Source organism: Stenotrophomonas sp. GL_101 (genome assembly GCF_057835675.1).
Genome location: NZ_CM174432.1, coordinates 3,630,526 through 3,652,220, shown reverse-complemented (window position 1 = coordinate 3,652,220; position 21,695 = coordinate 3,630,526). Strand labels below are relative to the sequence as shown.

At 67.1% G+C, this 21,695-nt stretch carries 24 protein-coding genes, 1 tRNA gene and 1 other RNA gene; 24 read left to right on the top strand and 2 right to left on the bottom strand.

The window, feature by feature from the left end; genetic code table 11:
- Positions 1 to 96 precede the first annotated feature (96 nt).
- Positions 97 to 786 (top strand): hypothetical protein, encoded by a 690-nt coding sequence (locus AC3IR9_RS16145; protein ID WP_489291956.1) that lies wholly within the window; start codon positions 97 to 99, stop codon positions 784 to 786.
- 15 nt (positions 787 to 801) lie between these two features.
- Here the strand turns inward: AC3IR9_RS16145 and AC3IR9_RS16140 are convergent, their stop codons facing one another.
- On the bottom strand, positions 802 to 1,461 hold the full coding sequence (locus AC3IR9_RS16140; RefSeq protein ID WP_489295865.1) for a DUF3011 domain-containing protein: 660 nt from the start codon (positions 1,459 to 1,461) through the stop codon (positions 802 to 804).
- 471 nt (positions 1,462 to 1,932) lie between these two features.
- Between AC3IR9_RS16140 and aspS the strand changes: the two genes are divergently transcribed.
- The 23 genes from aspS to AC3IR9_RS16025 all read left to right on the top strand — a co-directional run bounded on the left by aspS (position 1,933) and on the right by AC3IR9_RS16025 (position 20,548).
- Positions 1,933 to 3,684, top strand: coding sequence for an aspartate--tRNA ligase (gene aspS, locus AC3IR9_RS16135; RefSeq protein WP_489291954.1), 1,752 nt, complete (start codon positions 1,933 to 1,935; stop codon positions 3,682 to 3,684).
- An 85-nt stretch (positions 3,685 to 3,769) separates the two neighbouring features.
- Positions 3,770 to 4,117 carry a DNA primase gene (locus AC3IR9_RS16130; RefSeq protein WP_489291953.1) on the top strand — a complete coding sequence of 116 codons (348 nt, stop codon included), beginning with the start codon at positions 3,770 to 3,772 and terminating at the stop codon, positions 4,115 to 4,117.
- A gap of 20 nt (positions 4,118 to 4,137) precedes the next feature.
- A complete protein-coding gene (locus AC3IR9_RS16125) occupies positions 4,138 to 4,662 on the top strand; it encodes a GNAT family N-acetyltransferase (RefSeq protein WP_489291952.1) in 525 nt (174 codons plus the stop codon).
- A gap of 200 nt (positions 4,663 to 4,862) precedes the next feature.
- Positions 4,863 to 5,495 carry an esterase/lipase family protein gene (locus AC3IR9_RS16120; RefSeq protein WP_489291951.1) on the top strand — a complete coding sequence of 211 codons (633 nt, stop codon included), beginning with the start codon at positions 4,863 to 4,865 and terminating at the stop codon, positions 5,493 to 5,495.
- A gap of 83 nt (positions 5,496 to 5,578) precedes the next feature.
- Positions 5,579 to 6,310, top strand: a complete 732-nt coding sequence (locus AC3IR9_RS16115) for a YebC/PmpR family DNA-binding transcriptional regulator (protein ID WP_489291950.1) — start codon at positions 5,579 to 5,581, stop codon at positions 6,308 to 6,310.
- 129 nt (positions 6,311 to 6,439) lie between these two features.
- Complete coding sequence (ruvC, locus tag AC3IR9_RS16110) at positions 6,440 to 6,961, top strand: crossover junction endodeoxyribonuclease RuvC (protein WP_489291948.1); 522 nt, start codon at positions 6,440 to 6,442, stop codon at positions 6,959 to 6,961.
- A gap of 10 nt (positions 6,962 to 6,971) precedes the next feature.
- On the top strand, positions 6,972 to 7,562 hold the full coding sequence (gene ruvA, locus AC3IR9_RS16105) for a Holliday junction branch migration protein RuvA (RefSeq protein ID WP_489291947.1): 591 nt from the start codon (positions 6,972 to 6,974) through the stop codon (positions 7,560 to 7,562).
- Positions 7,563 to 7,681: 119 nt separating this feature from the next.
- Positions 7,682 to 9,532 carry a potassium transporter Kup gene (locus AC3IR9_RS16100; protein WP_489295864.1) on the top strand — a complete coding sequence of 617 codons (1,851 nt, stop codon included), beginning with the start codon at positions 7,682 to 7,684 and terminating at the stop codon, positions 9,530 to 9,532.
- A gap of 567 nt (positions 9,533 to 10,099) precedes the next feature.
- Complete coding sequence (ruvB, locus tag AC3IR9_RS16095) at positions 10,100 to 11,140, top strand: Holliday junction branch migration DNA helicase RuvB (RefSeq protein ID WP_489291946.1); 1,041 nt, start codon at positions 10,100 to 10,102, stop codon at positions 11,138 to 11,140.
- Complete coding sequence (ybgC, locus tag AC3IR9_RS16090; protein WP_489291945.1) at positions 11,130 to 11,561, top strand: tol-pal system-associated acyl-CoA thioesterase; 432 nt, start codon at positions 11,130 to 11,132, stop codon at positions 11,559 to 11,561. The genes ruvB and ybgC overlap by 11 nt, the downstream gene beginning before the upstream one ends.
- 10 nt (positions 11,562 to 11,571) lie before the next feature.
- Positions 11,572 to 12,351: a protein TolQ gene (gene tolQ, locus AC3IR9_RS16085; RefSeq protein WP_489291944.1), complete on the top strand. Its 780-nt coding sequence runs from the start codon at positions 11,572 to 11,574 to the stop codon at positions 12,349 to 12,351.
- Positions 12,352 to 12,374: 23 nt separating this feature from the next.
- Positions 12,375 to 12,803, top strand: a complete 429-nt coding sequence (tolR, locus tag AC3IR9_RS16080) for a protein TolR (RefSeq protein ID WP_489291943.1) — start codon at positions 12,375 to 12,377, stop codon at positions 12,801 to 12,803.
- The gene (gene tolA, locus AC3IR9_RS16075) at positions 12,793 to 13,854 is read left to right on the top strand and encodes a cell envelope integrity protein TolA (protein ID WP_489291942.1); all 1,062 of its coding nucleotides are present in this window, start codon (positions 12,793 to 12,795) and stop codon (positions 13,852 to 13,854) included. Before tolR ends, tolA begins: the two co-directional genes overlap by 11 nt.
- Before the next feature lie 162 nt (positions 13,855 to 14,016).
- A complete protein-coding gene (tolB, locus tag AC3IR9_RS16070; RefSeq protein WP_489291941.1) occupies positions 14,017 to 15,336 on the top strand; it encodes a Tol-Pal system beta propeller repeat protein TolB in 1,320 nt (439 codons plus the stop codon).
- Positions 15,337 to 15,401: 65 nt separating this feature from the next.
- The gene (gene pal / locus AC3IR9_RS16065; protein WP_489291940.1) at positions 15,402 to 15,920 is read left to right on the top strand and encodes a peptidoglycan-associated lipoprotein Pal; all 519 of its coding nucleotides are present in this window, start codon (positions 15,402 to 15,404) and stop codon (positions 15,918 to 15,920) included.
- 3 nt (positions 15,921 to 15,923) lie between these two features.
- Positions 15,924 to 16,733 (top strand): tol-pal system protein YbgF, encoded by an 810-nt coding sequence (ybgF, locus tag AC3IR9_RS16060; RefSeq protein ID WP_489291939.1) that lies wholly within the window; start codon positions 15,924 to 15,926, stop codon positions 16,731 to 16,733.
- 217 nt (positions 16,734 to 16,950) lie between these two features.
- On the top strand, positions 16,951 to 17,649 hold the full coding sequence (gene queE, locus AC3IR9_RS16055; RefSeq protein ID WP_489291938.1) for a 7-carboxy-7-deazaguanine synthase QueE: 699 nt from the start codon (positions 16,951 to 16,953) through the stop codon (positions 17,647 to 17,649).
- Between the two features lie 50 nt (positions 17,650 to 17,699).
- Positions 17,700 to 17,772, top strand: a non-coding RNA gene (locus AC3IR9_RS16050) — sX9 sRNA.
- 61 nt (positions 17,773 to 17,833) lie between these two features.
- Entirely contained in the window at positions 17,834 to 18,499 is a 666-nt protein-coding gene (gene queC, locus AC3IR9_RS16045; RefSeq protein ID WP_489291937.1) for a 7-cyano-7-deazaguanine synthase QueC, read from the top strand.
- Positions 18,500 to 18,574: 75 nt separating this feature from the next.
- Positions 18,575 to 18,650, top strand: a tRNA-Lys gene (locus AC3IR9_RS16040).
- A gap of 215 nt (positions 18,651 to 18,865) precedes the next feature.
- Complete coding sequence (locus AC3IR9_RS16035) at positions 18,866 to 19,066, top strand: hypothetical protein (RefSeq protein WP_489291936.1); 201 nt, start codon at positions 18,866 to 18,868, stop codon at positions 19,064 to 19,066.
- Positions 19,063 to 19,590, top strand: coding sequence for a hypothetical protein (locus AC3IR9_RS16030; RefSeq protein WP_489291935.1), 528 nt, complete (start codon positions 19,063 to 19,065; stop codon positions 19,588 to 19,590). The genes AC3IR9_RS16035 and AC3IR9_RS16030 overlap by 4 nt, the downstream gene beginning before the upstream one ends.
- Before the next feature lie 208 nt (positions 19,591 to 19,798).
- On the top strand, positions 19,799 to 20,548 hold the full coding sequence (locus AC3IR9_RS16025) for a tetratricopeptide repeat protein (protein ID WP_489291933.1): 750 nt from the start codon (positions 19,799 to 19,801) through the stop codon (positions 20,546 to 20,548).
- A gap of 66 nt (positions 20,549 to 20,614) precedes the next feature.
- Here the strand turns inward: AC3IR9_RS16025 and yghX are convergent, their stop codons facing one another.
- Positions 20,615 to 21,502, bottom strand: a complete 888-nt coding sequence (gene yghX, locus AC3IR9_RS16020) for a YghX family hydrolase (RefSeq protein WP_489291932.1) — start codon at positions 21,500 to 21,502, stop codon at positions 20,615 to 20,617.
- Positions 21,503 to 21,695 lie beyond the last annotated feature (193 nt).

Below are 21,695 nucleotides of genomic sequence, written 5' to 3'. Positions count from 1 at the left end.
GGTAATGCCAACACCTGTCCTACCCTAGCACACCGTTCAATGTCGTCCCGGTCGCTGCGGTTTGCCCCGGCGCGCCGAGGCCGTTAGGGTAGAGCCATGAATGTCTCTGCCCTTGCCCCTGCTGTTCTGTTGCTGGCCCTGGCCGGCTGTGCCCGCCAACCCGATGCGGTGCCCCATGATGTCGCCAACGCGCCGGCCGATGCGTTCCTGGCTGCCGTTGCCGCGCATTGCGGCAAGGCATTTGAAGGTCGCGTCATCGCCAATGCGCCGCGCAGCGATGCGCCCGATCCGTTCGACGGCAAGCGCCTGGTGATGCACGTGCGCGGTTGCGACGATCCTGCGCACCAGCTGCGCATCCCGTTCCACGTGGGCGACGACCATTCACGCACCTGGGTGCTCAGCCGTACCGATAACGGCCTGCGCCTGAAGCATGACCACCGCCACCGCGACGGCAGCCCCGATGCCATCACCCTGTATGGCGGCGACAGCAAGCCGCCGGGCACCTCACAGCGGCAGGAGTTCCCGGTGGATGCCGATTCGGTGGCGATGTTCCGCAAGGCCGACATGCTGCCCTCGGTGCAGAACACCTGGGCCATGGAGATCGAAACGGACCAGCGCTTCATCTATGAGCTGACCCGTCCGGGCGGTCGCCGCTTCCAGGTCGAGTTCGACCTGAGCAAGCCGGTCGCGCTGCCGCCCGCGCCGTGGGGCGACACCGCCACCGCGACGGCCACCGCCGCGGACGGTTCCAGCTTCTGGTCGGCGGCGCTGGATGCCATCGACTGAGCGGCCGGCAACCGTTCAGCGCACCCCGAAGCGCGCCCGGCAGCCGTTGCTGACCCACAGCGCGTTGTTGCTGTAGCCCCAGCTGCGGCCTTCCGCGCAGGCGCTGCCGGACAGCTGCTGGACCAGCACCGGGCGCCCTTGGCGGGCGTCCCAGGCACAGGTCTGCTGGCGGTTGCTGTTGCTGCTGCAGGTCACGCTGTAATTGCTGTTGCCCCCGCCCCCGCCACCGCCCCCGCGTGCTTCGGCGAATTCGCCGCGGCAGCCGCGGTTGACCCAGATCGAGCCGTTGCGTACGCCCCAGGTCTGGCCTTCCACGCAGGCCGTGCCGGAGATCTGCCGGACCAGGGTGGCGTTGCGCCAACCGGTGTTGCAGCTGCGCTCCCGGTTGTCCTGGCTTTCGCAGCGGATGGTGCCGCCGCTGCCGCCACCACCGCCCCAGTTGCCGCCGTTGCCGCGGCCTTCGACGAACTCGGCCCGGCAACCGCCGGTCACCCACACCGTGCCATTGCGCGAGCCCCAGGTGCGCCCTTCCTGACAGGCGCTGCCGGAAATCTGCCGGGACAACCGCGCGCTGCGCCAGCCGGTGTTGCAGACCCGTTCGCGGTTGTTCTGGCTTTCGCAGCGGATCGTGCCGTTGTTGCCGCCTCCACCGCCTCCACCGCCCCCGCCACCCATCGAGCTGGCGATATCCTGCTTGATCCGTGAAAAGCCCCAGCCCGAGTTGACCTGGGCCAGGTAGAAGCGCAGTTGGTCGTCGGGAATGCGGCGGCCATTGGACTGGTCGGCGTATTCCTGGGTGATGACCCGGGTGCGGTCGGGGGAGGACAGCTGGGACAGGTTTTCCGGCGCGTAGGCGCGCGTGTTCATCTGGGCCTGCGCGACCGGGGCGGTACAGCCCAGCGCGAGGGCCAGGCAGGCAACGGTGAGGCGACGGTTCATGGCGACATCCCCTTGCGGTCGTTGGTGCGCGGACTATAGGGAGGGGGCCGGTACAAAGCGCGTGATGCCCGGCCGAACCGCGTCAGGGGCCCCGCTCAGGGCAGGGGGGCGGCCGCATCCATTTGCCCCCGGGCAGTCAACCCCGCAGAATAAAGGGCTGTCCGGTGCAACCTGGTGCCGGCATTCTCCTGCGGAGCGTTACCCCCCATGCGTACCCACTTCTGTGGCCTGGTCGATGAGACCCTGATTGGCCAAACCGTTACCCTCGCCGGCTGGACCGACGTTGCCCGCAACCAGGGGGGCGTCTGCTTCATCGATCTCCGTGATCATGAAGGCATCGTGCAGGTGACGGTGGAGGTCGACAACGCAGAAGTGTTCGCCGTCGCCGCCTCGCTGGGCTATGAGGACGTGCTGCAGGTGGAAGGGGTGGTGCGCGCGCGTCACGCAGCCAACGACAAGCTCCGCACCGGCAAGGTGGAGGTGATTGCCACGGCCATCACCATCCTCAACAAGGCCGAGCCGCTGCCGTTCCACGCGCACGAGAACCCGGGCGAGGAAACCCGCCTGAAGTACCGCTACCTGGACCTGCGCCGCCCGGAGATGCAGCGCATGCAGCGCACCCGCATCAAGCTGGTGCAGGCGCTGCGCCGTCACCTGGACGCCACCGGCTTCCAGGACATCGAAACCCCGATCCTGACCAAGGCCACCCCGGAAGGCGCGCGTGACTTCCTGGTGCCCGCGCGCATGCACCCGGGCGAGTTCTACGCCCTGCCGCAGAGCCCGCAGCTGTTCAAGCAGATCCTGATGGTGGCCGGCTTCGACCGTTACTACCAGATCGCCCGCTGCTTCCGCGATGAAGCCCTGCGCGCCGATCGCCAGCTCGAATTCACCCAGCTGGACATGGAATTCGCCTTCGTCGCCGAAGCCGACGTGCAGAACTTCGTCGAAGACATGATCCGCGCCATCTTCAAGGAAGTGGTGGACGTAGACCTGGCGGCGAGCTTCCCACGGTTGACCTGGGCCGAGGCGATGCGTCGCTTCGGGTCGGACAAGCCGGACCTGCGCATCGCGCTGGAGCTGGTGGACGTGGCCGAGCTGGTCAAGACCAGCGAGTTCCCGGTGTTCACCGCCGCCGCCAACGATGCCGACGGCCGTGTGGCCGCGCTGCGCATTCCGGGCGGCGCCACGCTGAGCCGCAAGCAGATCGACGACTACGCCGCGCACGCCGCCAAGTACGGTGCCAAGGGCCTGGCCTACATCAAGATCGCCGATACCGGTGAAATCAGCTCGCCGATCGCCAAGTTCTTCAGCGAAGACGCGTTCGCCGCCCTGGTCGCGCACGTCGGTGCCGGCAACGGCGACATCGTGTTCTTCGGCGCTGGTGGCTACAACAAGGTGTCCGACTTCATGGGCGCGCTGCGCCTGAAAGCCGGCAAGGACTTCGGCCTGGTGGCTGCGGGCTGGGCACCGCTGTGGGTCACCGACTTCCCGATGTTCGAATACGACGACGAAGCCCAGCGCTACGTCGCCCTGCATCACCCCTTCACCGCCCCGGCGGTGGACGACATTGCCGACCTGCGTGCCAATGCCAGGACCGCCGTGTCGCGCGGCTACGACATGGTGCTCAACGGCAACGAGATCGGCGGTGGGTCGATCCGTATCCACCGCTCGGACCTGCAGAGCGCGGTGTTTGAACTGCTCGGCATCGGCGCTGAAGAGGCCGAAGGCAAGTTCGGCTTCCTGCTGGACGCGCTGCGTTTCGGCGCGCCGCCGCACGGTGGCATCGCCTTCGGCATCGACCGCATCGCCGCGCTGATGGCCGGTACCGAGTCGATCCGCGATGTCATCCCGTTCCCCAAGACCACCGGCGCCCAGTGCCTGATGACCGGCGCACCGTCGCCGATCCCCGACGCGCAGCTGGCCGAGGTGCACGTCCAGGTCCGCCCGCGCAAAGCCTGATCCAACGTAGAGCCGGGCTCTGCCCGGCTGTTATCGTAGGCCCCTGCCCAGCCGGCATCCCCCAATCAGCCCAGGAGATCCCTCAATGACCGAGTTTGCGTTTTCGCTGGAGTGGGAAAAGCTGGGCAATGAAGGCGCCGATGCGGCCCTGGTGACCGAACGCGCCCGCGTGTTCGGTGGCTGGCTGGTGCGCGTGGGTACCAATCCGGCCGCGATGGCGCTGACCTTCGTCACCGACGGCGAAGGCCGTTGGGATGGCGAGGACTTCGGCGTGGAAGATTACGAAGACGACGAAGAAGACGAGCTCGACGAAGACGAGGAAGAAGGCGAGGAAAGCGAAGAGGACGACGAGGAAGAAGAGTACGAGGAAGAGGAAGAGGACGACGAGGACGGCGAAGAAGACCCCGCCGATGCCGACGGAGCGCGGGCCTGACGCCCGCCCGGACCCTTCCCATGTACGCCATCCGTCGTGCCACCGTCGCCGACGCACCGACCCTGTCGGTGCTGGCCGCGCGTACCTTCGTGGAGACCTTCGGCCCCCTGTATCCGGCACAGGACCTGCAGGACTTCCTGGACGAAAGCTACACCGTGGAGCGGCAGCAGGTCATCCTGGCCCACCCGGACTATGCGGTCTGGTTGCTTGAGCGTGACGGGGTGGCCGTCGGCCATGCCGCCGCCGGCCCCTGTGGCCTGCCGCACGGGGAGGTGCAGCAGGGCGATGGTGAACTCAAACGCCTGTACCTGATCAAGGACGAACAGAGTTGTGGCTGGGGCAGCCGGCTGCTGGAAACGGTGCTGGAGTGGCTCGAACGCGACGGCCCGCGCACGTTGTGGCTGGGCGTGTGGTCGGAAAATTTCGGCGCGCAGCGCTTCTATGCGCGTTATGGCTTCCAGCAGGTGGGAACCTACGAGTTCCCGGTCGGCAAGGTGCGCGACCTGGAGTTCATCCTGCGACGCCCCTTGGCAGCCGCGCGCTGAGCGTGCCGCAGAGTGCCCGCTCCCCCTGTGCCGCAACGGCTTCACCTGCCGTTGTCGTGCCCTGGTCAGCCGAGGCGACATACTGGTGCACGCGTCGCCACGCGCCCTTGGAATCGGCGACCGATTGCGGGGCTGTCCGATGTGTGAGGGGCAGCCTCGGCCTTCACTCCACGCTGCGTGACACCCTTTAGGCTCGTTAGATGAATCCCCCTGTTTTACTGCTGCACGGCATCTGGAATGCGCGCGCCTGGGTTGGCCCGTTGGCCTGGCGGCTGCGCGCCCGCGGCTTTTCGGTGGATACCTTCGGCTACTCCAGCGTGTTCGGCGGCCCGGACGTGGCCGTCCCGCAGTTGCTGGAGCGGCTCAAGGACAGCGGGCCGGTCTCGCTGGTCGGGCACAGCCTGGGGGGCCTGGTCGCGCTGGAAGCACTGCGCCAGCAGCCCGACCTGCCGGTATCGCGGGTGGTCTGCCTGGGCTCGCCGCTGCGGGGCAGTGGCACCGCCCGGTCGCTGGCCGAGCACGGCTGGTCGCTGGCGCTGGGCCGCAGCAGCGACCTGCTGCTGGACGGCCTGCCGGCCTGGGAAGGCCGCGCGCAGGTGGGGCTGGTCGCCGGTTCCGTGCCGCACGGGCTGGGCAGCCTGCTCGGCGCCATCGGCGAGGCCTCCGACGGCACCGTGGGGCTGGATGAGACCCAGTTGCCGGGCCTGGCCGACCATTGCGTGGTCCCGGCCAGCCATAGCGGGCTGGTGTTTTCCCCGGATGCCGCGCGGCAGACCGCCGCTTTCCTGCGCGATGGCCGCTTTCGCCACGACCAGGCCGCCCACGCGGCCTGACCCGGGACCGGTGCTAACACGGGGCGGGGGGCCGATCAGGTAGAATCCGCGCCCTGTTCCTGACCATAAGCACGGAAACACCCATGGGTAGAGGTCCCTCGATCGAAAACCGCAAAAACGCGTCTGACGCGAAGCGCGGCAAGATTTTCACCAAGATCATCCGCGAGATCGGCGTCGCCGCGCGCGGCGGTGGAGGCGACCCCAACAACAACCCGCGGCTGCGCGTGGCAATGGACAAGGGCCTGTCCTCGAACATGTCCAAGGACGTGATCGAGCGCGCCATCAAGAAGGCCACCGGCGAGCTGGAAGGCGTTGAATACGAAGAGATCCGCTACGAGGGCTATGCCCCCGGTGGCGTGGCCGTGATCGTGGACTGCCTGACCGACAACCGCGTACGCACCGTGGCCGATGTGCGCCACGCGTTCAGCAAGTGCGGCGGCAACATGGGCACCGAAGGCTCGGTGGGCTTCATGTTCAAGCGCGTGGGCGTGCTCCACTTCGCCCCGGGCGCGGACGAAGAGACCATCACCGAGGCGGCCATCGAGGCCGGCGCGGACGATATCGTGGTCTACCCGGAGGACGGCGCGATCGATGTGCTCACCGCCGCCGACAGTTTCCATGCCGTCCGCGATGCGATGGAACGCGCGGGTCTGAAGGCCGACCATGCCGAGCTGACCTTCCGCGCCGACAACGACATCAAGGTCGAAGGCGACACCGCCTTGCAGGTCAAGAAGATGCTGGACATGCTCGAAGACCTGGACGACGTGCAGGACGTGTATTCCAACGCCGAGCTCGGCGCGGACGCCTACGCCTGACCGGACGCACTACCGGTCGCCTTTGGCGGCCGGTGGGCGGACAATGCCGACCATGATGACCTTTGCCGTTTCCTGCCATCGCCGTCGCACTGCGCCGCCCCGGGTCCTGCCCGGCCGTGTGCGTGCCGCATGACCCGCATCCTCGGCATCGACCCCGGGTCGCAGCGCACCGGGGTGGGCATCATTGATGTGGACGCCACCGGCAAGGTGGTGCACGTCCACCACCTGCCGCTGGTGCTGCTGGGCGCCGACGATTTCCCGCAGCGGATGAAACTGCTGGTGCTGGGCCTGAACGCCCTGGTCGAGGAGTATCGCCCCGACGAAGTGGCGATCGAGAAGGTGTTCATGGCCCGCAACCCCGATTCGGCCCTGAAGCTGGGCCAGGCGCGCGGCGCGGCGATCTCCGCGGTGGTCATGCGTGACCTGCCGGTCAGCGAGTACGCGGCCACTGAAATCAAGCTGGCGGTGGTCGGCCGTGGTGGCGCGGAAAAGCAACAGGTCCAACACATGGTCGCGCTTATGCTCAACCTGAAAACCAAGCTGCAGGCCGACGCCGCCGATGCGTTGGCCGTGGCCATCACCCACGCCCACGTACGGGCCACGGCACAGCGCCTGGGCGTCAGCGCCCGCCAGGCCTGGAGCCGGAAATGAGGAAAACTGCATGATTGGTCGTCTGCGCGGGATCGTGGCCTACAAGGCGCCGCCGTGGTTGCTGATCGACGTCAATGGCGTCGGCTATGAGCTGGAGGCGCCGATGAGCACCTTCTACGACCTGCCCGAGCTGGGCCGTGAAGTCACCCTGTTCACCCACTACGCGCAGAAGGAAGACAGCGTGTCGCTGTACGGCTTCCTGCGCGAGGGCGAGCGCCGTTTGTTCCGCGACGTGCAGAAGGTCAGCGGGATCGGCGCGAAGATCGCGCTGGCGGTGCTGTCCGGGGTGAGCGTGGACGAGTTCGCGCGGATGCTGCAGGCCGGTGACATCACCGCGCTGACCCGCATCCCCGGCATCGGCAAGAAGACCGCCGAGCGCATGGTGCTGGAACTGCGCGACCGTGCGGCCAACTTTGGTGGCGGCGGGGCGCCGATCGCCGGTGCCGCACCGGCCACCGACCCGGTGTCCGAAGCGACCGTGGCGCTGCAGCAGCTGGGCTACAAGCCCGCCGAGGCGGCGCGCATGGCCCGCGACGCCAACGCCGACGGCGATGATGTCGCCATCGTGATCCGCAAAGCCCTGCAGGCCGCGCTGCGCTGATCCGCGCGCCGGCCCATTCCTGATACCGACCGCGTCCCGCCCGGAGCCCCATGTCCACCTCTCCCACCCAGCACGACAACGGCCATGCCGCGCACGGCCACGGCCCCGCGGCCGGCGGCATGGCGTTGATGATCGGCGCCATCGGCGTGGTGTTCGGCGACATCGGTACCAGCCCGCTGTACACGCTGAAGGAAGCGTTCTCGCCGCACTACGGCCTGACCAGCGACCATGACACCGTGTTGGGCGTGTTGTCGCTGGCGTTCTGGGCGTTGAACATCGTGGTGACGCTGAAGTACGTCACCATCATCATGCGTGCCGACAACGAGGGCGAGGGCGGCATCATGGCGCTGATGGCGCTGACCCAGCGCACCCTGCGCAACGGCTCGCGCTCGGCCTACGTGGTCGGCATCCTGGGCATCTTCGGGGCCTCGCTGTTCTTCGGCGACGGGGTGATCACCCCGGCGATCTCGGTGCTCGGTGCGGTCGAAGGCCTGGAGGTCGCCGCGCCGGGCCTGCACAACTTCATCGTGCCCATTACCGTGGTCGTGCTGCTGGCGGTGTTTGCCGTGCAGCGTTTCGGCACCGAGAAGATCGGCAAGCTGTTCGGGCCGATCACCTCGATCTGGTTCATCTCGCTGGCCGCGATCGGCATCTGGAACATCATCGATGCCCCCGAAGTGCTCAAGGCCTTCAACCCGATGTGGGCGCTGCGCTTCTTCATGGAGCATGGCTGGCACGGCATCTTCATCCTCGGCGCGGTGGTGCTGGCGGTGACCGGTGGCGAGGCGCTGTACGCCGACATGGGCCACTTCGGGGCCAAGCCGATCCGCCATGCCTGGTATTTCTTCGTGCTGCCGTGCCTGGTGCTGAACTACCTGGGGCAGGGCGCGCTGGTGCTCAACAACCCCGAAGCGGTCAAGAACCCGTTCTTCGAGGCGGTGCCGGAGTGGGCGCTGTACCCGATGATCGTGCTGGCCACGATGGCCGCGGTGATCGCCTCGCAGTCGGTCATCACCGGCGCCTTCTCGGTCTCGCGCCAGGCCATGCAGCTGGGTTACATCCCGCGGATGCGGATCACCCACACCTCGCACGACACCATCGGCCAGATCTACATCCCGGGCATCAACTGGGGTATCGCGGTGATGGTGATCGGGCTGGTGCTGGCGTTCCGCAGCTCGTCCAACCTGGCGGTGGCCTACGGCATCTCGGTGTCGGCGACCATGCTCATCGATACGCTGCTGCTGGCGCTGGTGGCCCGCGCGCTGTGGCCAAAATCGCGCTACTGGATCATTCCGCTGTGCGTGATCTTCTTCATCATCGACCTCGGCTTTGTGATCGCCAACGGCGCCAAGCTGCTGCAGGGCGCGTGGTTCCCGGTGGTGCTGGGCATCGTGCTGTTCACCATGATGCGGACCTGGCGCCGTGGCAGGGAGCTGCTGCGCGATGAGATCCGCAAGGACGGCATCCGCATCGACACCTTCCTGCCGGGGCTGATGCTGGCCCCGCCGGTGCGCGTTCCGGGCACGGCGGTGTTCCTCACCGCCGACCCATCGGTGGCGCCGCATGCGCTGATGCACAACCTCAAGCACAACAAGGTGCTGCACGAGCGCAACGTGTTCCTGCACGTGGTGACGCTGCCGGTGCCGTATGCACCGGAGGGCCAGCGGCTGAAGATCGAATCGGTGGGCGATGAGTTCTATCGCATCTATGTGCGCTTCGGCTTCATGGAGACCCCGGACGTGCCGCTGGCGCTGATGCGTTCGTGCGACCACGGCGGGATCTACTTCGACCCGATGGACACCACCTTCTTCGCCAGCCGCGAGACCATCGTGGCCACGGCCAACCGTGGCATGCCGATCTGGCGCGACAAGCTGTTCGCGCTGATGCACCGCAATGCGGCCCCGGCCACCGGATTCTTCCGGATTCCGGGCAACCGGTTGGTCGAGCTGGGTGCCCAGGTAGAGATCTGACTGCGTCAGATCGCTACCTGCGGCCCAAGGTTTGCTGCGCAAACCTCGGGGCCCGGGGGCATTCCACCTTATCCCTGCACCTTCGGTGCGCCCCCTTGAAACGCAGTCGCCATTGGCGCCAGCGTTCCGCGCATTCCACCTTATCCCTGCACCTTCGGTGCGCCCCCTTGAACAACAAGGGGGCTCTCCTCCAGACAGTCGGCGGGCACTGCTGGGCTGAAAGCGGTCTTGGCGCTGCATGCCTGGCAGCGCCCGGGGTGCTGGCGAAGGCGGGGTGGGTCCGGTTGCGGGGGCGTGAGCCGCATGGATGCGGCGACCGAGCTTACATGGGTGAGGGCGCATTGCTTGCGAGGCACTGCCTCGCATGCGACCGAACGCACAGCCGCTAGCGGCTGGGCCGGGCCGCGGAGCGGGACTTGCAGCGTCCCCTGCAACCGGACCCACCCCGCCTCCCCTCAGCACACCGGCTGTATGCCTTGGCCTTGGCTGTTGCCGGGCAGAGCCCGGCACTACGCGGTGCCGGGCGCAGCCCGGTCGAACCTCACGCTTTTGCCGCATAATTGCGGCATGACCGACGACCGCATCATCGCTGCCGGTGCCACCCGCGAAGACGAGGGCACCGACGCCAGCATCCGCCCCAAGCGCATGGCCGATTACCTGGGCCAGGCGCCGGTGCGCGAACAGCTGTCGATCTATATCGAGGCCACCAAGGCCCGTGGCGACGCGCTCGACCACGTGCTGATCTTCGGCCCGCCCGGGCTGGGCAAGACCACCCTGAGCCATGTGATCGCCAATGAGCTGGGCGTGGCGCTGCGGGTCACCTCCGGTCCGGTGATCGAAAAGGCCGGTGACCTGGCCGCGCTGCTGACCAACCTGCAGCCGCACGATGTGCTGTTCATCGATGAAATCCACCGCCTGTCGCCGGTGGTGGAAGAAGTGCTGTACCCGGCGATGGAAGATTTCCAGATCGACATCATGATCGGCGAGGGCCCTGCGGCGCGCTCGATCAAGATCGACCTGCCGCCGTTCACCTTGATCGGTGCCACCACCCGCGCCGGGCTGCTGACCGCGCCGCTGCGCGACCGCTTCGGCATCGTGCACCGGCTGGAGTTCTACACCCCGGAAGAATTGACGAAGATCGTGCGCCGCTCGGCCGCCATCCTCAACATCGACTGCACCGCCGAAGGCGCGGCTGAAATCGCGCGGCGCTCGCGCGGCACCCCGCGCATCGCCAACCGGCTGCTGCGGCGCGTGCGCGATTACGCCCAGGTCAAGGCCGCCGGGCATATCGACCAGGACGTGGCCCAGGCCGCCATGCAGATGCTGAAAGTGGACCCGGAAGGCTTCGACGAGCTGGATCGGCGTCTGCTGCGGACCATGGTCGACTACTTCGACGGCGGCCCGGTCGGGGTTGAATCGCTGGCCGCGGCGCTGTCCGAAGAGCGCGGCACGCTGGAAGACGTGGTCGAACCGTACCTGATCCAGCAGGGTTTCCTGATCCGCACCGCACGTGGCCGCATGTGCACGCACAAGGCCTACCGGCACCTGGGCCTGAAGCCCAAGAACCCGCCGGCGGACCTGTTCGCGGAGGCCATTGATGGCGGTTGACGCCCGGTTCAGTTGGCCGACACGCATATATTGGGAAGATACCGACGCGGGCGGGGTGGTCTACCACGCGCGCTACGTTGCCTTCATGGAACGGGCACGGACCGAATGGATGCGGGCGCTGGGCTTTGGCCAGGAGCGCACGCGCACCGAGCACGGCCTGGTGTTCGCGGTCCGGGCGATGAGCATGGACTTCCTCAAGCCGGCGCGGCTGGACGATGCGCTGGAGGTAACCGCCACGCTGGTGCAGTGCAAGCGCGCCAGCATGGTGTTCGACCAGACGGTGTGTCGCGGCGATCAAACGCTGCTGACCGCCCAGGTCCGGATCGCGGCATTGGATGCCTCCACCTTCAAACCGCGCGGCATGGACGATGCACTCCTTGCCGCGTTGAAACCCTACGAACTTCAAGTATCCGCACAGTGAGGAACACCGGATGATCGCAATGCTCCTGGCCCTGCAGGCCACGGTGACCGAGGCGCTGCCGCAGGAAGTGACCAGCGCTGCGGCGCAGACGGTCGCGCAGGCCGCCCATGGCGGTGGCATCAACTACCTGGACCTGATGATAAAGGCCAGCCTGCCGGTGAAGATCATCGTGCTGCTGCTGTTGGCCGGCTCGTTCATCAGCTGGGTGATCATCTTCCGCAAGGCGCGCGTGTTCAACGCGGCCAACCGCGAAGCGGACGAGTTTGAAAGCCGCTTCTGGTCCGGCGCCGACCTGGGCAAGCTGTACAGTTCGGCCACCGACCGCAACCGCAAGGTGGGCGGCCTGGAGGCGATCTTCGAAGCCGGCTTCCGCGAGTTCACGCGTCTGCGCGACAAGCGCGGTTTCGATGGCCGTGCCCAGCTCGAAGGCGCCCAGCGCGCCATGCGTACCACCTACACCCGTGAAGTGGACCAGATGGAACGCAGCCTGGAGCTGCTGGCCAACATCGGTTCCACCGCGCCGTACGTGGGCCTGGTGGGCACCGTGTTCGGCATCATGGTGACCATGCACGACATGATCAACAGCGGTGAGCAGGCCGGTATCGCCTCGGTCGCCCCGGGCATCTCCGAAGCCCTGTTCGCCACCGCCATCGGCCTGTTCGTGGCGATCCCGGCGGTGTGGGCCTACAACCGCTTCACCACCCGCGTGGAGCGCATGTCGGTCCGTTTTGAAACCTTCGCAGAAGAGTTCAGCTCGATCCTGCAGCGCCAGACCGCGGGCGACGAGTAAGCGCCCAGCACAAGGACCCTGCCATGACTGCTGCCATCGGCCGCCGCAAGCGCCGCAAGCTCAAATCCGAAATCAACGTCGTGCCCTATATCGACGTCATGCTGGTGCTGCTGATCATCTTCATGGTCACCGCGCCGCTGCTCACGCTGAGCTTTGATGTCGACCTGCCCAACTCCCAGGCCAAGGCGCTGGAAAGCAAGCAGGACCCGGTCATCGTCTCGGTCCGCCTGGACGGCCAGCTCAGCCTCAAGCTGCCCGACGCCAAGGAGCCGGCGCTGATGGACGCCGGCCAGCTGCAGGCGCAGCTGGGCGCCCTGGCCGCGCAGGACAAGAACGTGCGCGTGATCGTGGCCGCCGACAAGGCCGTGGCCTACGAGAAGGTGATCGCGGCGATGGACGTGATCAAGCGCGCCAACGTGGAAAAGGTGGGCTTGGCGACCGATGCACGCTGAAGCCCTGCCACCGCAGCGCCAGTCTGAAGAGAAGTGGGGTCTGCCGATCGCGCTGGCGATCGGCGTGCACCTGCTGCTTGCGCTGGTGTTCATCGGCGCCTGGCTGTGGTCGCCGCAGCGCACCACCGAGGCCGCCGCTGGCGATCCGGCCATCGAGGCCAGCCTGCAGTTGTCCGCGTCCGAAGCCGGCGCCGCCCGCCAGGCGCTGCGCGCCTCGGAAAAACTGCCGGACCTGCCCGAGCCGGTCGTCCCGCCCGAGCCGATCCCCGAAGACACCGTGCCGCCGCCGCAGCCCATTGAAGAGCCGCGCCCGCAGGACGCCCCTACGCCGCAGCAGCAACAGGCGCAGGAGCGCGTCGCGCAGCCCGATACGGTCGACCAGGACGCGGTGAGCGCGCTGTCCATCGCCGCCGAGAAAGCCCGGCAGGAACAAGAAGCCAAGCGTCGCCAGGAACAGATCGACCTGACCGAGCGCCAGCGCCAGGAACAGGCCGAGCAGAAGCTGCGCCTGGCCAAGCAGCAGGAAGCGGCCGACAAGAAGAAGCTGGCCGAGCAGGAACAGCAGGCCAATGACGCCAAGGCCGACGCCGAACGCGACAAGAAGCTGGCCGAGATCCGTCGCAAGCGCGCGCAGGCGGAGAACGAGGCCAAGCTGGCCGAGCAGAAGCTGCGCCAGGTGTCGGCCGCGCGTGCGGCCAGTGCCTCGGCCGCCACGTCCGGGGCCACCGGCGCGGCGCAACCGGCCGCCGGTGCAGGCGGGACCAGCGACGATCTCAGCGCCAAGTACGCCGCAGCGATCCAGCAGAAGGTGTCGGCGCAGTGGACCCGTCCCGATTCGGTGCCGCTGGGGCAGCGCTGCCAGGTCTCCATCACCCAGATCCCCGGTGGCCAGGTCATCCAGGCCAAGGTCAGTGGCAGCTGCCCGTTCGACGAGGCGGGCCGTCGCTCGATCGAGGCGGCCGTGCTCAATGCGCAACCGCTGCCGTACCGCGGGTTTGAGTCCGTGTTCGCGCGGACCATCAATTTCACGTTCACCGCGCAGGATCGCTGATCCGGGGTGGGGCAGGGATGCCAGCTGATCAATATCGTTAACGGCGCGTGAGTTTTGTGTCTGCAGTGACTCGGATTTCACACGGCCTTGGTTCATGATTGCGAAACTGTTCACCGCCGTCCTGTTATCCCTCGTTCCGGTTTTCCCCCTATTGAGCGATCCATGAAGAAGATGCCTCGCTGGCTTGCCGTTGTTGCGGCGCTGTTGTTGCCCTTTGCTGCCCTCGCGCAGCAGAAGGGGCTGGATATCGACATCATTGGCGGCAATGCGTCCGCTACGCCGATCACCGTGGTGCCGATGCCCTACCAAGGCAGCGCCGGTGCCCCGCAGACCGATGTGGCCGCCGTGGTGCGCGCCGACCTGGAGCGTTCCGGCCAGTTCCGCACGCTGCCCGAAGCGCAGATCGTCGAAAAGCCCACCCGTGGCAGCGAGATCCAGTTCGCCACCTGGCGCGCGCTGAAGCAGAACTACATCGTGGTCGGCCGGGTCATGGATGCCGGCGCCGGCGCCTACCGCGTCGAATACGAACTGTATGACGTGCCCAAGGGCGAGCGCCTGCTTGGCCTGGCGATGACCGCCCGTGGCAATGCCATGCGCGATGTCGCCCACCAGATGGCCGATGCCATCTACGAAAAGATCACCGGGGTGCGCGGCGCATTCTGGACCCGTATCGCCTACGTGACCGCCAGCGGCAAGGGCGATGCGATGCGCTTTGCGCTGATGGTGGCCGATTCGGATGGCTTCAACCCGCAGACCATCGTGCGTTCGGCCGAGCCGCTGCTGTCGCCGTCGTGGAGCCCGGATGGCAACCGCCTGGCTTACGTCAGCTTCGAGCGTGGCAATTCGGCGATCTACATCCAGAACATCTCCACCGGTGCCCGTGAACTGGTCACCAGCTTCCGCGGCATCAACAGCGCCCCGGCGTTCTCGCCGGACGGCCGCCGCCTGGCCCTGTCGCTGTCGCGCAGCGGCAACCCGGAAATCTACGTGATGGACCTGGGCAGCAAGCAGCTCACCCAGCTGACCAACCACTTCGCCATCGACACCGAGCCGACCTGGAGTGCCGACGGCGCCAGCATCTACTTCACCTCCGACCGGGGCGGCCGCCCGCAGATCTACCAGGTGGCTTCCAGCGGCGGCAGTGCCTCGCGCGTGACCTTCCAGGGCAACTACAACGCCACGCCCAGCCTGTCCTTCGACGGCAAGAAGCTGGTGGTGGCCCAGGGCAGTGGCAATACCTACAAGATCGCCATGATGGACAGCAGCCTGGGGTCGGCACGCTGGAGCACGCTGTCGCCGGGGTCGCTGGATGAATCGCCGAGCTTTGCGCCCAACGCAAGCATGGTGTTGTACGCCGCCCGCGAGGGTGGCCGTGGAGTGTTGTATGCCGTCTCGGCCGATGCGCGCGTGCGCCAGCGGCTGGTATTGGCAGACGGTGACGTTCGTGAGCCTTCTTGGTCGCCTTACCGTACAAAGCGCTAACAGAGTGTTAAGATTTCCACCGTATTCATCCCTCATCCGGCTTTAGGAGCCTCAAAGGTATCGCCATGAACAAGACCACCCGCGTTCTGCTTGTCTCCCTGCTGTCCGTGGCCGCCCTGGCCGGTTGCTCCAAGAAGGTGAAGGAAACTCCGGTTGCCCCGGTTGATTCCGGCTCCTCGACCACCACCCCGACCGGCCCGTCGACCTCCGGCCTGTACGGCCCGGGCGATCTGGATACCGATTCCTGCCTGCGCCAGCGCGTTGTTTACTTCGACCTGGACAAGGAAGAAGTGAAGCCGGAATTCCAGGCCATCATGGCGTGCCACGCCAAGTACCTGCGTGACCGTCCGTCCTCGCGCATCACCCTGCAGGGCCACACCGACGAGCGCGGTTCGCGCGCGTACAACCAGGCCCTGGGCGAGCGTCGTGGCAACGGCGTCAACTCGGCACTGCAGGCCAACGGTGGCTCGGCTTCGCAGCTGACCGTCGTTTCCTACGGTGAAGAGCGTCCGGTCTGCACCGAGTCGGGCGAGTCCTGCTGGTCGCAGAACCGTCGCGTCGAGATCGTGTACACGGCTCAGTAATAGATGCGCTTTCGATTTCTATCGATGATCGTTGCGGCAGCCCTCGTGGCTGCCGCACCGGCCAATGCGCAGCGCCAGAGCCTGGCCGACCGCGTTGGCGCGCTGGAGCAGCAGGCGCAGAACAACCAGTCCAACATGGACATGCTCAACCAGCTCAACCAGCTTCGCACCCAGGTGCAGGCCCTGCAGTCGCAGGTGGAGCAGTTGCAGCATGACAGCGAACAGCTCAAGCAGACCGGCAAGGACCAGTACCTGGACCTCGACGGCCGCCTGAACCGACTGGAAGGCGGCGCCCCCGTGCTTCCCGCTGTACCCGCCGCGAGCGCGCCCAAGCCGGCCGCCGCCGCACCGCAACCGGCAACGGCCGCTTCCGAGCGGCCGCCATCGGTGCATGGAGACGCTGGCAGTCTTGCCGCCAGTGGCGATGAGCGCACTGCCTACAACGTCGCCTTCAATTCGCTGAAAGCCGGCAAGTACGACGATTCGGCCCAGTTGTTCCTGAGTTTCCTGGAGTTGTACCCCAACGGGGTGTACACCCCCAACGCGCTGTACTGGCTGGGCGAAAGCTACTACGCCACCCGGAATTTCCCGCTGGCTGAGACGCAGTTCCGCGATCTCATCTCGCGCTACCCGACCCACGACAAGGCGTCCGGTGGCCTGCTCAAGATCGGCCTGTCGCAGTATGGCGAAGGCAAGGTCGACCAGGCCCAGGCCACGCTGGAGCAGGTCGTTGGCACCTATCCCGGCTCCGACGCCGCGCGCACCGCGCAGGACCGCCTGCAGGCCATCCGCTTGGGCCAGCAGATCCGCTGAACCGCCGCCGGGCTGTCGTATCGGCCCGCCGGGCTATACTGGGCGCTGCACACCGTAATGCCGGGCGCTGACGCGCCATCCGACCCCCAGGCGCCGATCCGATGAACGCATCGCCCTGCGCCCATCGCTTGCCGCGCAGGCGGTCGCTTTTACACATCGTGCCGGGCCATGCCCGGCTGCTGTCGTTTCCGAAACCGTGACCCAAGAAGCACCCGCCATGATTCCGACCCCGTCCGCCGCCGCCGCGCTCCCCAGCGAGATCGTGCAGTCGCCGCTGCCCCGCCTGAAGATCACCGAGATCTTCACCTCGCTGCAGGGCGAAGCCGATACCGCCGGCTGGCCGACCGTGTTCGTGCGCCTGACCGGTTGCCCGCTGCGCTGCACCTACTGCGACACTGCCTATGCGTTTCATGGCGGTACCTGGTGGGACATCGACGACATCCTCGCCGAAGTGCTGGCCCAGGGCGTGCGCCACGTCTGCGTGACCGGCGGCGAGCCACTGGCGCAGAAGCGCTGCCTGCTGCTGCTGGAGAAGCTGTGCGAGGCCGGCATGGAGGTCTCGCTGGAAACCTCCGGCGCGCTGGACGTCAGCGCCGTCGATCCGCGCGTCTCGCGGGTGGTCGACCTGAAGACCCCCGATTCCGGCGAAATGGCCCGCAACCGGCTGGACAACCTGCCGCTGCTGACCGCGCGCGACCAGCTCAAGTTCGTGCTGTGCAGCCGTGCCGATTACGAGTGGGCACGCGGCATGGTGGCCGAGCACGACCTGCCCGCACGCTGCACGGTGTTCTTCTCGCCCAGCAAGGGCCAGATCAGCCCGCGCCAGCTGGCCGACTGGATCGTTGAAGACCGCCTGCCGGTGCGCTTCCAGATGCAGTTGCACAAGATCCTCTGGGACGACGAACCTGGGCGATGACCGCCTATCGAGCGACCGCCAGGCGGGCGCGGCCGGTGCTCGGAATCCTCATGTACGCCTTGTACACTCCGGTTCCTGCGCGCCGTCCACACCCGCCTGACGGCCGCTCGCTACGCCTCTGCTACTGATTTTTCCCGGCGCGGGACAGCGTGCTGGCTCCCGCAACCTACCGGAACTCCCCCTCATGAAAAACGCAGTTGTCCTCCTGTCCGGCGGCATGGATTCGGCCGCCGTCATCGCCATGGCCCAGGAACAGGGCTTCGCCGTCCATGCCCTGAGCGTGCGCTACGGCCAGCGCCACACCTCCGAGCTCGACGCGGCGGCCATCGTGGCCAAGGCGCTGGGCGTGGTCGCCCACAAGACCGTCAACGTCGACCTGCGCAGCATCGGTGGCTCGGCCCTCACCGATGACATCGACGTGCCCGAGGCCGGCGGCGAGGGCATCCCGGTCACCTACGTGCCAGCCCGCAACACCATCATGCTGTCGCTCGCGCTGGGCTGGGCCGAAGTGCTGGGCGCCAGCGACATCTTCTGCGGCGTCAACGCGGTCGACTATTCCGGCTATCCGGACTGCCGCCCCGAGTTCATCGCCGCCTTCCAGGCCCTGGCCAACCTGGCCACCAAGGCCGGCGTGGAAGGCGCGGGGATCACCGTGCACGCCCCCCTGCAGTTCCTGAGCAAGGCCGACATCGTGCGTGAAGGCGTGCGCCTGGGCGTGGACTTCGGCCTGACCGTGTCCTGCTACAACGCCGACGACAGCGGCGCGGCCTGCGGCCACTGCGATGCCTGCCGCCTGCGCGCGCAGGGCTTCACCGAGGCCGGCGTCGCCGATCCCACCCGGTACGCCTGATCGCCGGGCGGGTACGCTTGAGCGCAAAGATGCGTTAGAATGCGCACCCCCGGCGCAATGCTTGGGGCATGCAATGGGCCGTTAGCTCAGTCGGTAGAGCAGAAGACTTTTAATCTTTTGGTCGATGGTTCGAATCCATCACGGCCCACCATTGCATCAAGGCTTTCAGCCTTCACCCCTCGCTCCGCAATATTCCGCCCGCTCCGCAACTCACTTCGTTGGAGTGGTCAGCGCGCCGGTGATGGGCAGCTGGATGGGGGGTACCTATCTTCGCCCGGCGGAAGCTCAGCACCCCGTTTACCGGTCTCCAGGCCTGCCATCGCAACGTTACGCGATCGCTCGGTTATCCGTTCGCACGAAAGCCGGTTGTTCCACCACTACACCCTGGAAGCCCAGGGCGAGGTGCGGGCGGGCGTTTTCCTGGTCACCTTCCGTGCATCCCAGTCACGCTTGAACAATGAGCGTTATCGTACGGTGCCCGCTATCAGCGCCCAGTTCGAGCGCACCCGCCAGCCTTTTCTTGCTGACCGCAGCGACAAGAACACCCTGCCAAGGACCATGCGATGAGACGCCTGTACTTTTCCATGGTGGTGATGGGGATGCTGGTGCCTGGCCTGGCCAGCGGCGCTTCGCCCGCCGGCCGCTATCAACAGGCGGTGGTCCAGGCGCAGGACGGCGTCGCCTGTTTCGGCGTACCGCAGACAGGCGACGGGGGCGTGCAGGCGCCGAAGATCGCCGGTGTTTCGGTGATGGAGGTCGGTTCCAGTGGTGTGTCGATCTGGGAGCGCGATTTCCTGCGCGAGGGTCAGGCCGAACCCATGTTGCCCCCCGGCCAATGCGTGCGTTACGGCGATGGCGGTACGTCGCCGGCACCGCGCCTGCAGCCGGGCAAGCGTTACCAGGTGGAAATATGGGGAAGTGCACCGGCGGCACGGGGGCCGTCGCAGTCGCGCTGGTTCAACGGCTACTTCTGCGTGGTCGAGGTGGCCGGTGCGCTGCAGGTCACCGCGGTGGTGCAGGGCAAGGAGGGCGCGCTGGGCTGGGATGCTTGCGCTGCCTATCGGCCGCCGGCAGGCCGCGCTGTCGGCTGAGCAACCGCCAGCATGCAATGCTTCGGCCGCCGCGCCGGGCAGAATGCGACGTGTCGCATGGCAATCGCGAATGAGGCCGCGCATGATCCCCAGCTTCTGTCGCAGTCTCCCTGTACCCGGTAACGCATCGGCCGCACCGCGGCGGTGGCCCACAGGGCCCGCCGCTTCTGCGCTGCGCTTGTTCAATCAGAGCGGAGTCATTCCTCGCATGAGTCCCATCCTCCTGTTGTCCCTGGTATTGCAGGTCTGCTGCTGCGTGCACGTGGTCCGCAGTGGCCGGCCGCTGTACTGGATCGCGGTGCTGTTGATGTTCTCCTACCTGGCCGTGCTGGTGTATGTGATCGTTGCAGTGATTCCGGATCTGCGTGATCGCCGTTCCGGTGCCCGCATCGTGCACAAGGTGCGGGCCCGCCTCGACCCGGAACGCGGTGCACGCGCCGCCACCCAGCAACTGGACGTCGCCGACACGCCCGAAAACCGCCGTCGCCTGGCCATCGAATGCCTGCGCACGGGAAACTTCAGCGGCGCCGAGCAGGCCTATCGAAGCGCATGGAAGGGGATCTACGCCGACGACCCGGACCTGATGCTCGGGTTGGCCCAGGCCCAGCATGGCCTTGACCGGCCGACCGAGGCGCTGCAGACCCTGACCGCGTTGGCACGTGCAAACCCGGGCTACCGTTCGCATGACGCCGATCTGCTGCGGGCCTGCCTGCTGGCCGCCACCGGCGGCACGGAGGAGGCGCTGCAGCGTTTTGAAGCGCTGGCGCGCAGCTATCCCGGCGAGGAGGCACGCGTGCGCTTCGGGCTATTGCTGCGCCAGGCCGGCCACCCCGGGCGCGCGGCGGAGCAGTTCCGCGACAGCATTGCCCGTGCGCAGGCCGCGCCGCGCTACTACCGGAGCGAACAGCAGTCGTGGCTGGACATCGCCAGGCGCGAACTCGCCACGCTCACCGATTGAGCAAACGCGGGCAGTGGCCGGCGCGCGTGGCCCGGCGCGCCCGTGCCTCGCTGCAGATCGCGCGGCTCAGCCTAGATACGTGCGGAACCACGCCAATGTCCGCTCCCACGCCAGGTCCGCCGCCGCCTTGTCATAACGCGGGGTGGAATCGTTGTGGAAGCCATGGCTGGTGCCGGCATACACATGCGCCTGGTAATGGGTGCGCGCCTGCTTCAGCGCCGCTTCGTAAGCCGGCCAGGTGGCATTGACGTTGTCGTCCTGCTCGGCGAAATGCAGCAGCAACGGCGCCTTGATCTTCGGCACGTCCTTGGGGTCGGCCTGGCGCCCGTAGAACGGCACCGCGGCGTCCAGTTCCGGGTAGGCCACCGCCGCGGCGTTGCTGACCCCGCCGCCATAGCAGAAGCCGGTGATGCCCACCTTGCCATTGACCTGCGCGGAGGCGCGCAGGTATTCGATGGCCGCGAAGAAATCGTTCATGAGCTTCTGCGGGTCTACCTGCTTCTGCAGCTCGCGTCCCTGGTCATCGTTGCCCGGATAGCCACCCACCGAGCTGAGTCCGTCCGGCGCCAGTGCGATGAAACCGGCCTTGGCCACGCGCCGTGTCACGTCTTCGATGTAAGGATTCAAGCCGCGGTTTTCGTGCACCACCACCACTGCCGGCAAGCGCGCAGCGGGCTTGGCCGGGCGGACGAAGTAACCGCGTACCTGGCCATGCCCATTCGGCGACGGGTAGTGGAGGTATTCGGCATGGATGTCCGGGTCGGTGAACGCCACCTGCTGGGCCAGCGCGTAATCCGGCGCGAGCGCGGCCAGCAGGGTACCGGCCGTGACCCCGGCCACGGCGAAGGCCGCCGCGCGGTCGAGGAAGTCGCGCCGGCTCATCCGGCCGTGCACGTAGCCGTCGTACAGTTCCAGTAGTTGGGCAGGGAAGTCCTTGGCGGTCAGTCGGTTCATGCGGCTGCACTCGGGAGATGTGGAATCGACTCTATCAGCTGCGTTGCGGGCAGGGCGCGGTCCTGCCGGCGAAGGCATCGGACACGGACGAAAACCGCACGTGGCGATGGGTGATTGCCCTCGCGCTGGTCGCGCGGCCTGGAACTCTGGCTACAATCCAAGCATCCCGGTAGCTCCCGGGCGCTGACCAAGT

What these genes read in the sequence shown, in the direction of transcription:
- AC3IR9_RS16145 (WP_489291956.1), top strand. Translation starts at nt 97, where the DNA reads ATGAATGTCTCTGCCCTTGCCCCTGCTGTTCTGTTGCTGGCCCTGGCC.
- AC3IR9_RS16140 (WP_489295865.1), bottom strand. Translation starts at nt 1,461, where the DNA reads ATGGGTGGCGGGGGCGGTGGAGGCGGTGGAGGCGGCAACAACGGCACG.
- aspS (WP_489291954.1), top strand. Translation starts at nt 1,933, where the DNA reads ATGCGTACCCACTTCTGTGGCCTGGTCGATGAGACCCTGATTGGCCAA.
- AC3IR9_RS16130 (WP_489291953.1), top strand. Translation starts at nt 3,770, where the DNA reads ATGACCGAGTTTGCGTTTTCGCTGGAGTGGGAAAAGCTGGGCAATGAA.
- AC3IR9_RS16125 (WP_489291952.1), top strand. Translation starts at nt 4,138, where the DNA reads ATGTACGCCATCCGTCGTGCCACCGTCGCCGACGCACCGACCCTGTCG.
- AC3IR9_RS16120 (WP_489291951.1), top strand. Translation starts at nt 4,863, where the DNA reads ATGAATCCCCCTGTTTTACTGCTGCACGGCATCTGGAATGCGCGCGCC.
- AC3IR9_RS16115 (WP_489291950.1), top strand. Translation starts at nt 5,579, where the DNA reads ATGGGTAGAGGTCCCTCGATCGAAAACCGCAAAAACGCGTCTGACGCG.
- ruvC (WP_489291948.1), top strand. Translation starts at nt 6,440, where the DNA reads ATGACCCGCATCCTCGGCATCGACCCCGGGTCGCAGCGCACCGGGGTG.
- ruvA (WP_489291947.1), top strand. Translation starts at nt 6,972, where the DNA reads ATGATTGGTCGTCTGCGCGGGATCGTGGCCTACAAGGCGCCGCCGTGG.
- AC3IR9_RS16100 (WP_489295864.1), top strand. Translation starts at nt 7,682, where the DNA reads ATGGCGTTGATGATCGGCGCCATCGGCGTGGTGTTCGGCGACATCGGT.
- ruvB (WP_489291946.1), top strand. Translation starts at nt 10,100, where the DNA reads ATGACCGACGACCGCATCATCGCTGCCGGTGCCACCCGCGAAGACGAG.
- ybgC (WP_489291945.1), top strand. Translation starts at nt 11,130, where the DNA reads ATGGCGGTTGACGCCCGGTTCAGTTGGCCGACACGCATATATTGGGAA.
- tolQ (WP_489291944.1), top strand. Translation starts at nt 11,572, where the DNA reads ATGATCGCAATGCTCCTGGCCCTGCAGGCCACGGTGACCGAGGCGCTG.
- tolR (WP_489291943.1), top strand. Translation starts at nt 12,375, where the DNA reads ATGACTGCTGCCATCGGCCGCCGCAAGCGCCGCAAGCTCAAATCCGAA.
- tolA (WP_489291942.1), top strand. Translation starts at nt 12,793, where the DNA reads ATGCACGCTGAAGCCCTGCCACCGCAGCGCCAGTCTGAAGAGAAGTGG.
- tolB (WP_489291941.1), top strand. Translation starts at nt 14,017, where the DNA reads ATGAAGAAGATGCCTCGCTGGCTTGCCGTTGTTGCGGCGCTGTTGTTG.
- pal (WP_489291940.1), top strand. Translation starts at nt 15,402, where the DNA reads ATGAACAAGACCACCCGCGTTCTGCTTGTCTCCCTGCTGTCCGTGGCC.
- ybgF (WP_489291939.1), top strand. Translation starts at nt 15,924, where the DNA reads ATGCGCTTTCGATTTCTATCGATGATCGTTGCGGCAGCCCTCGTGGCT.
- queE (WP_489291938.1), top strand. Translation starts at nt 16,951, where the DNA reads ATGATTCCGACCCCGTCCGCCGCCGCCGCGCTCCCCAGCGAGATCGTG.
- queC (WP_489291937.1), top strand. Translation starts at nt 17,834, where the DNA reads ATGAAAAACGCAGTTGTCCTCCTGTCCGGCGGCATGGATTCGGCCGCC.
- AC3IR9_RS16030 (WP_489291935.1), top strand. Translation starts at nt 19,063, where the DNA reads ATGAGACGCCTGTACTTTTCCATGGTGGTGATGGGGATGCTGGTGCCT.
- AC3IR9_RS16025 (WP_489291933.1), top strand. Translation starts at nt 19,799, where the DNA reads ATGAGTCCCATCCTCCTGTTGTCCCTGGTATTGCAGGTCTGCTGCTGC.
- yghX (WP_489291932.1), bottom strand. Translation starts at nt 21,502, where the DNA reads ATGAACCGACTGACCGCCAAGGACTTCCCTGCCCAACTACTGGAACTG.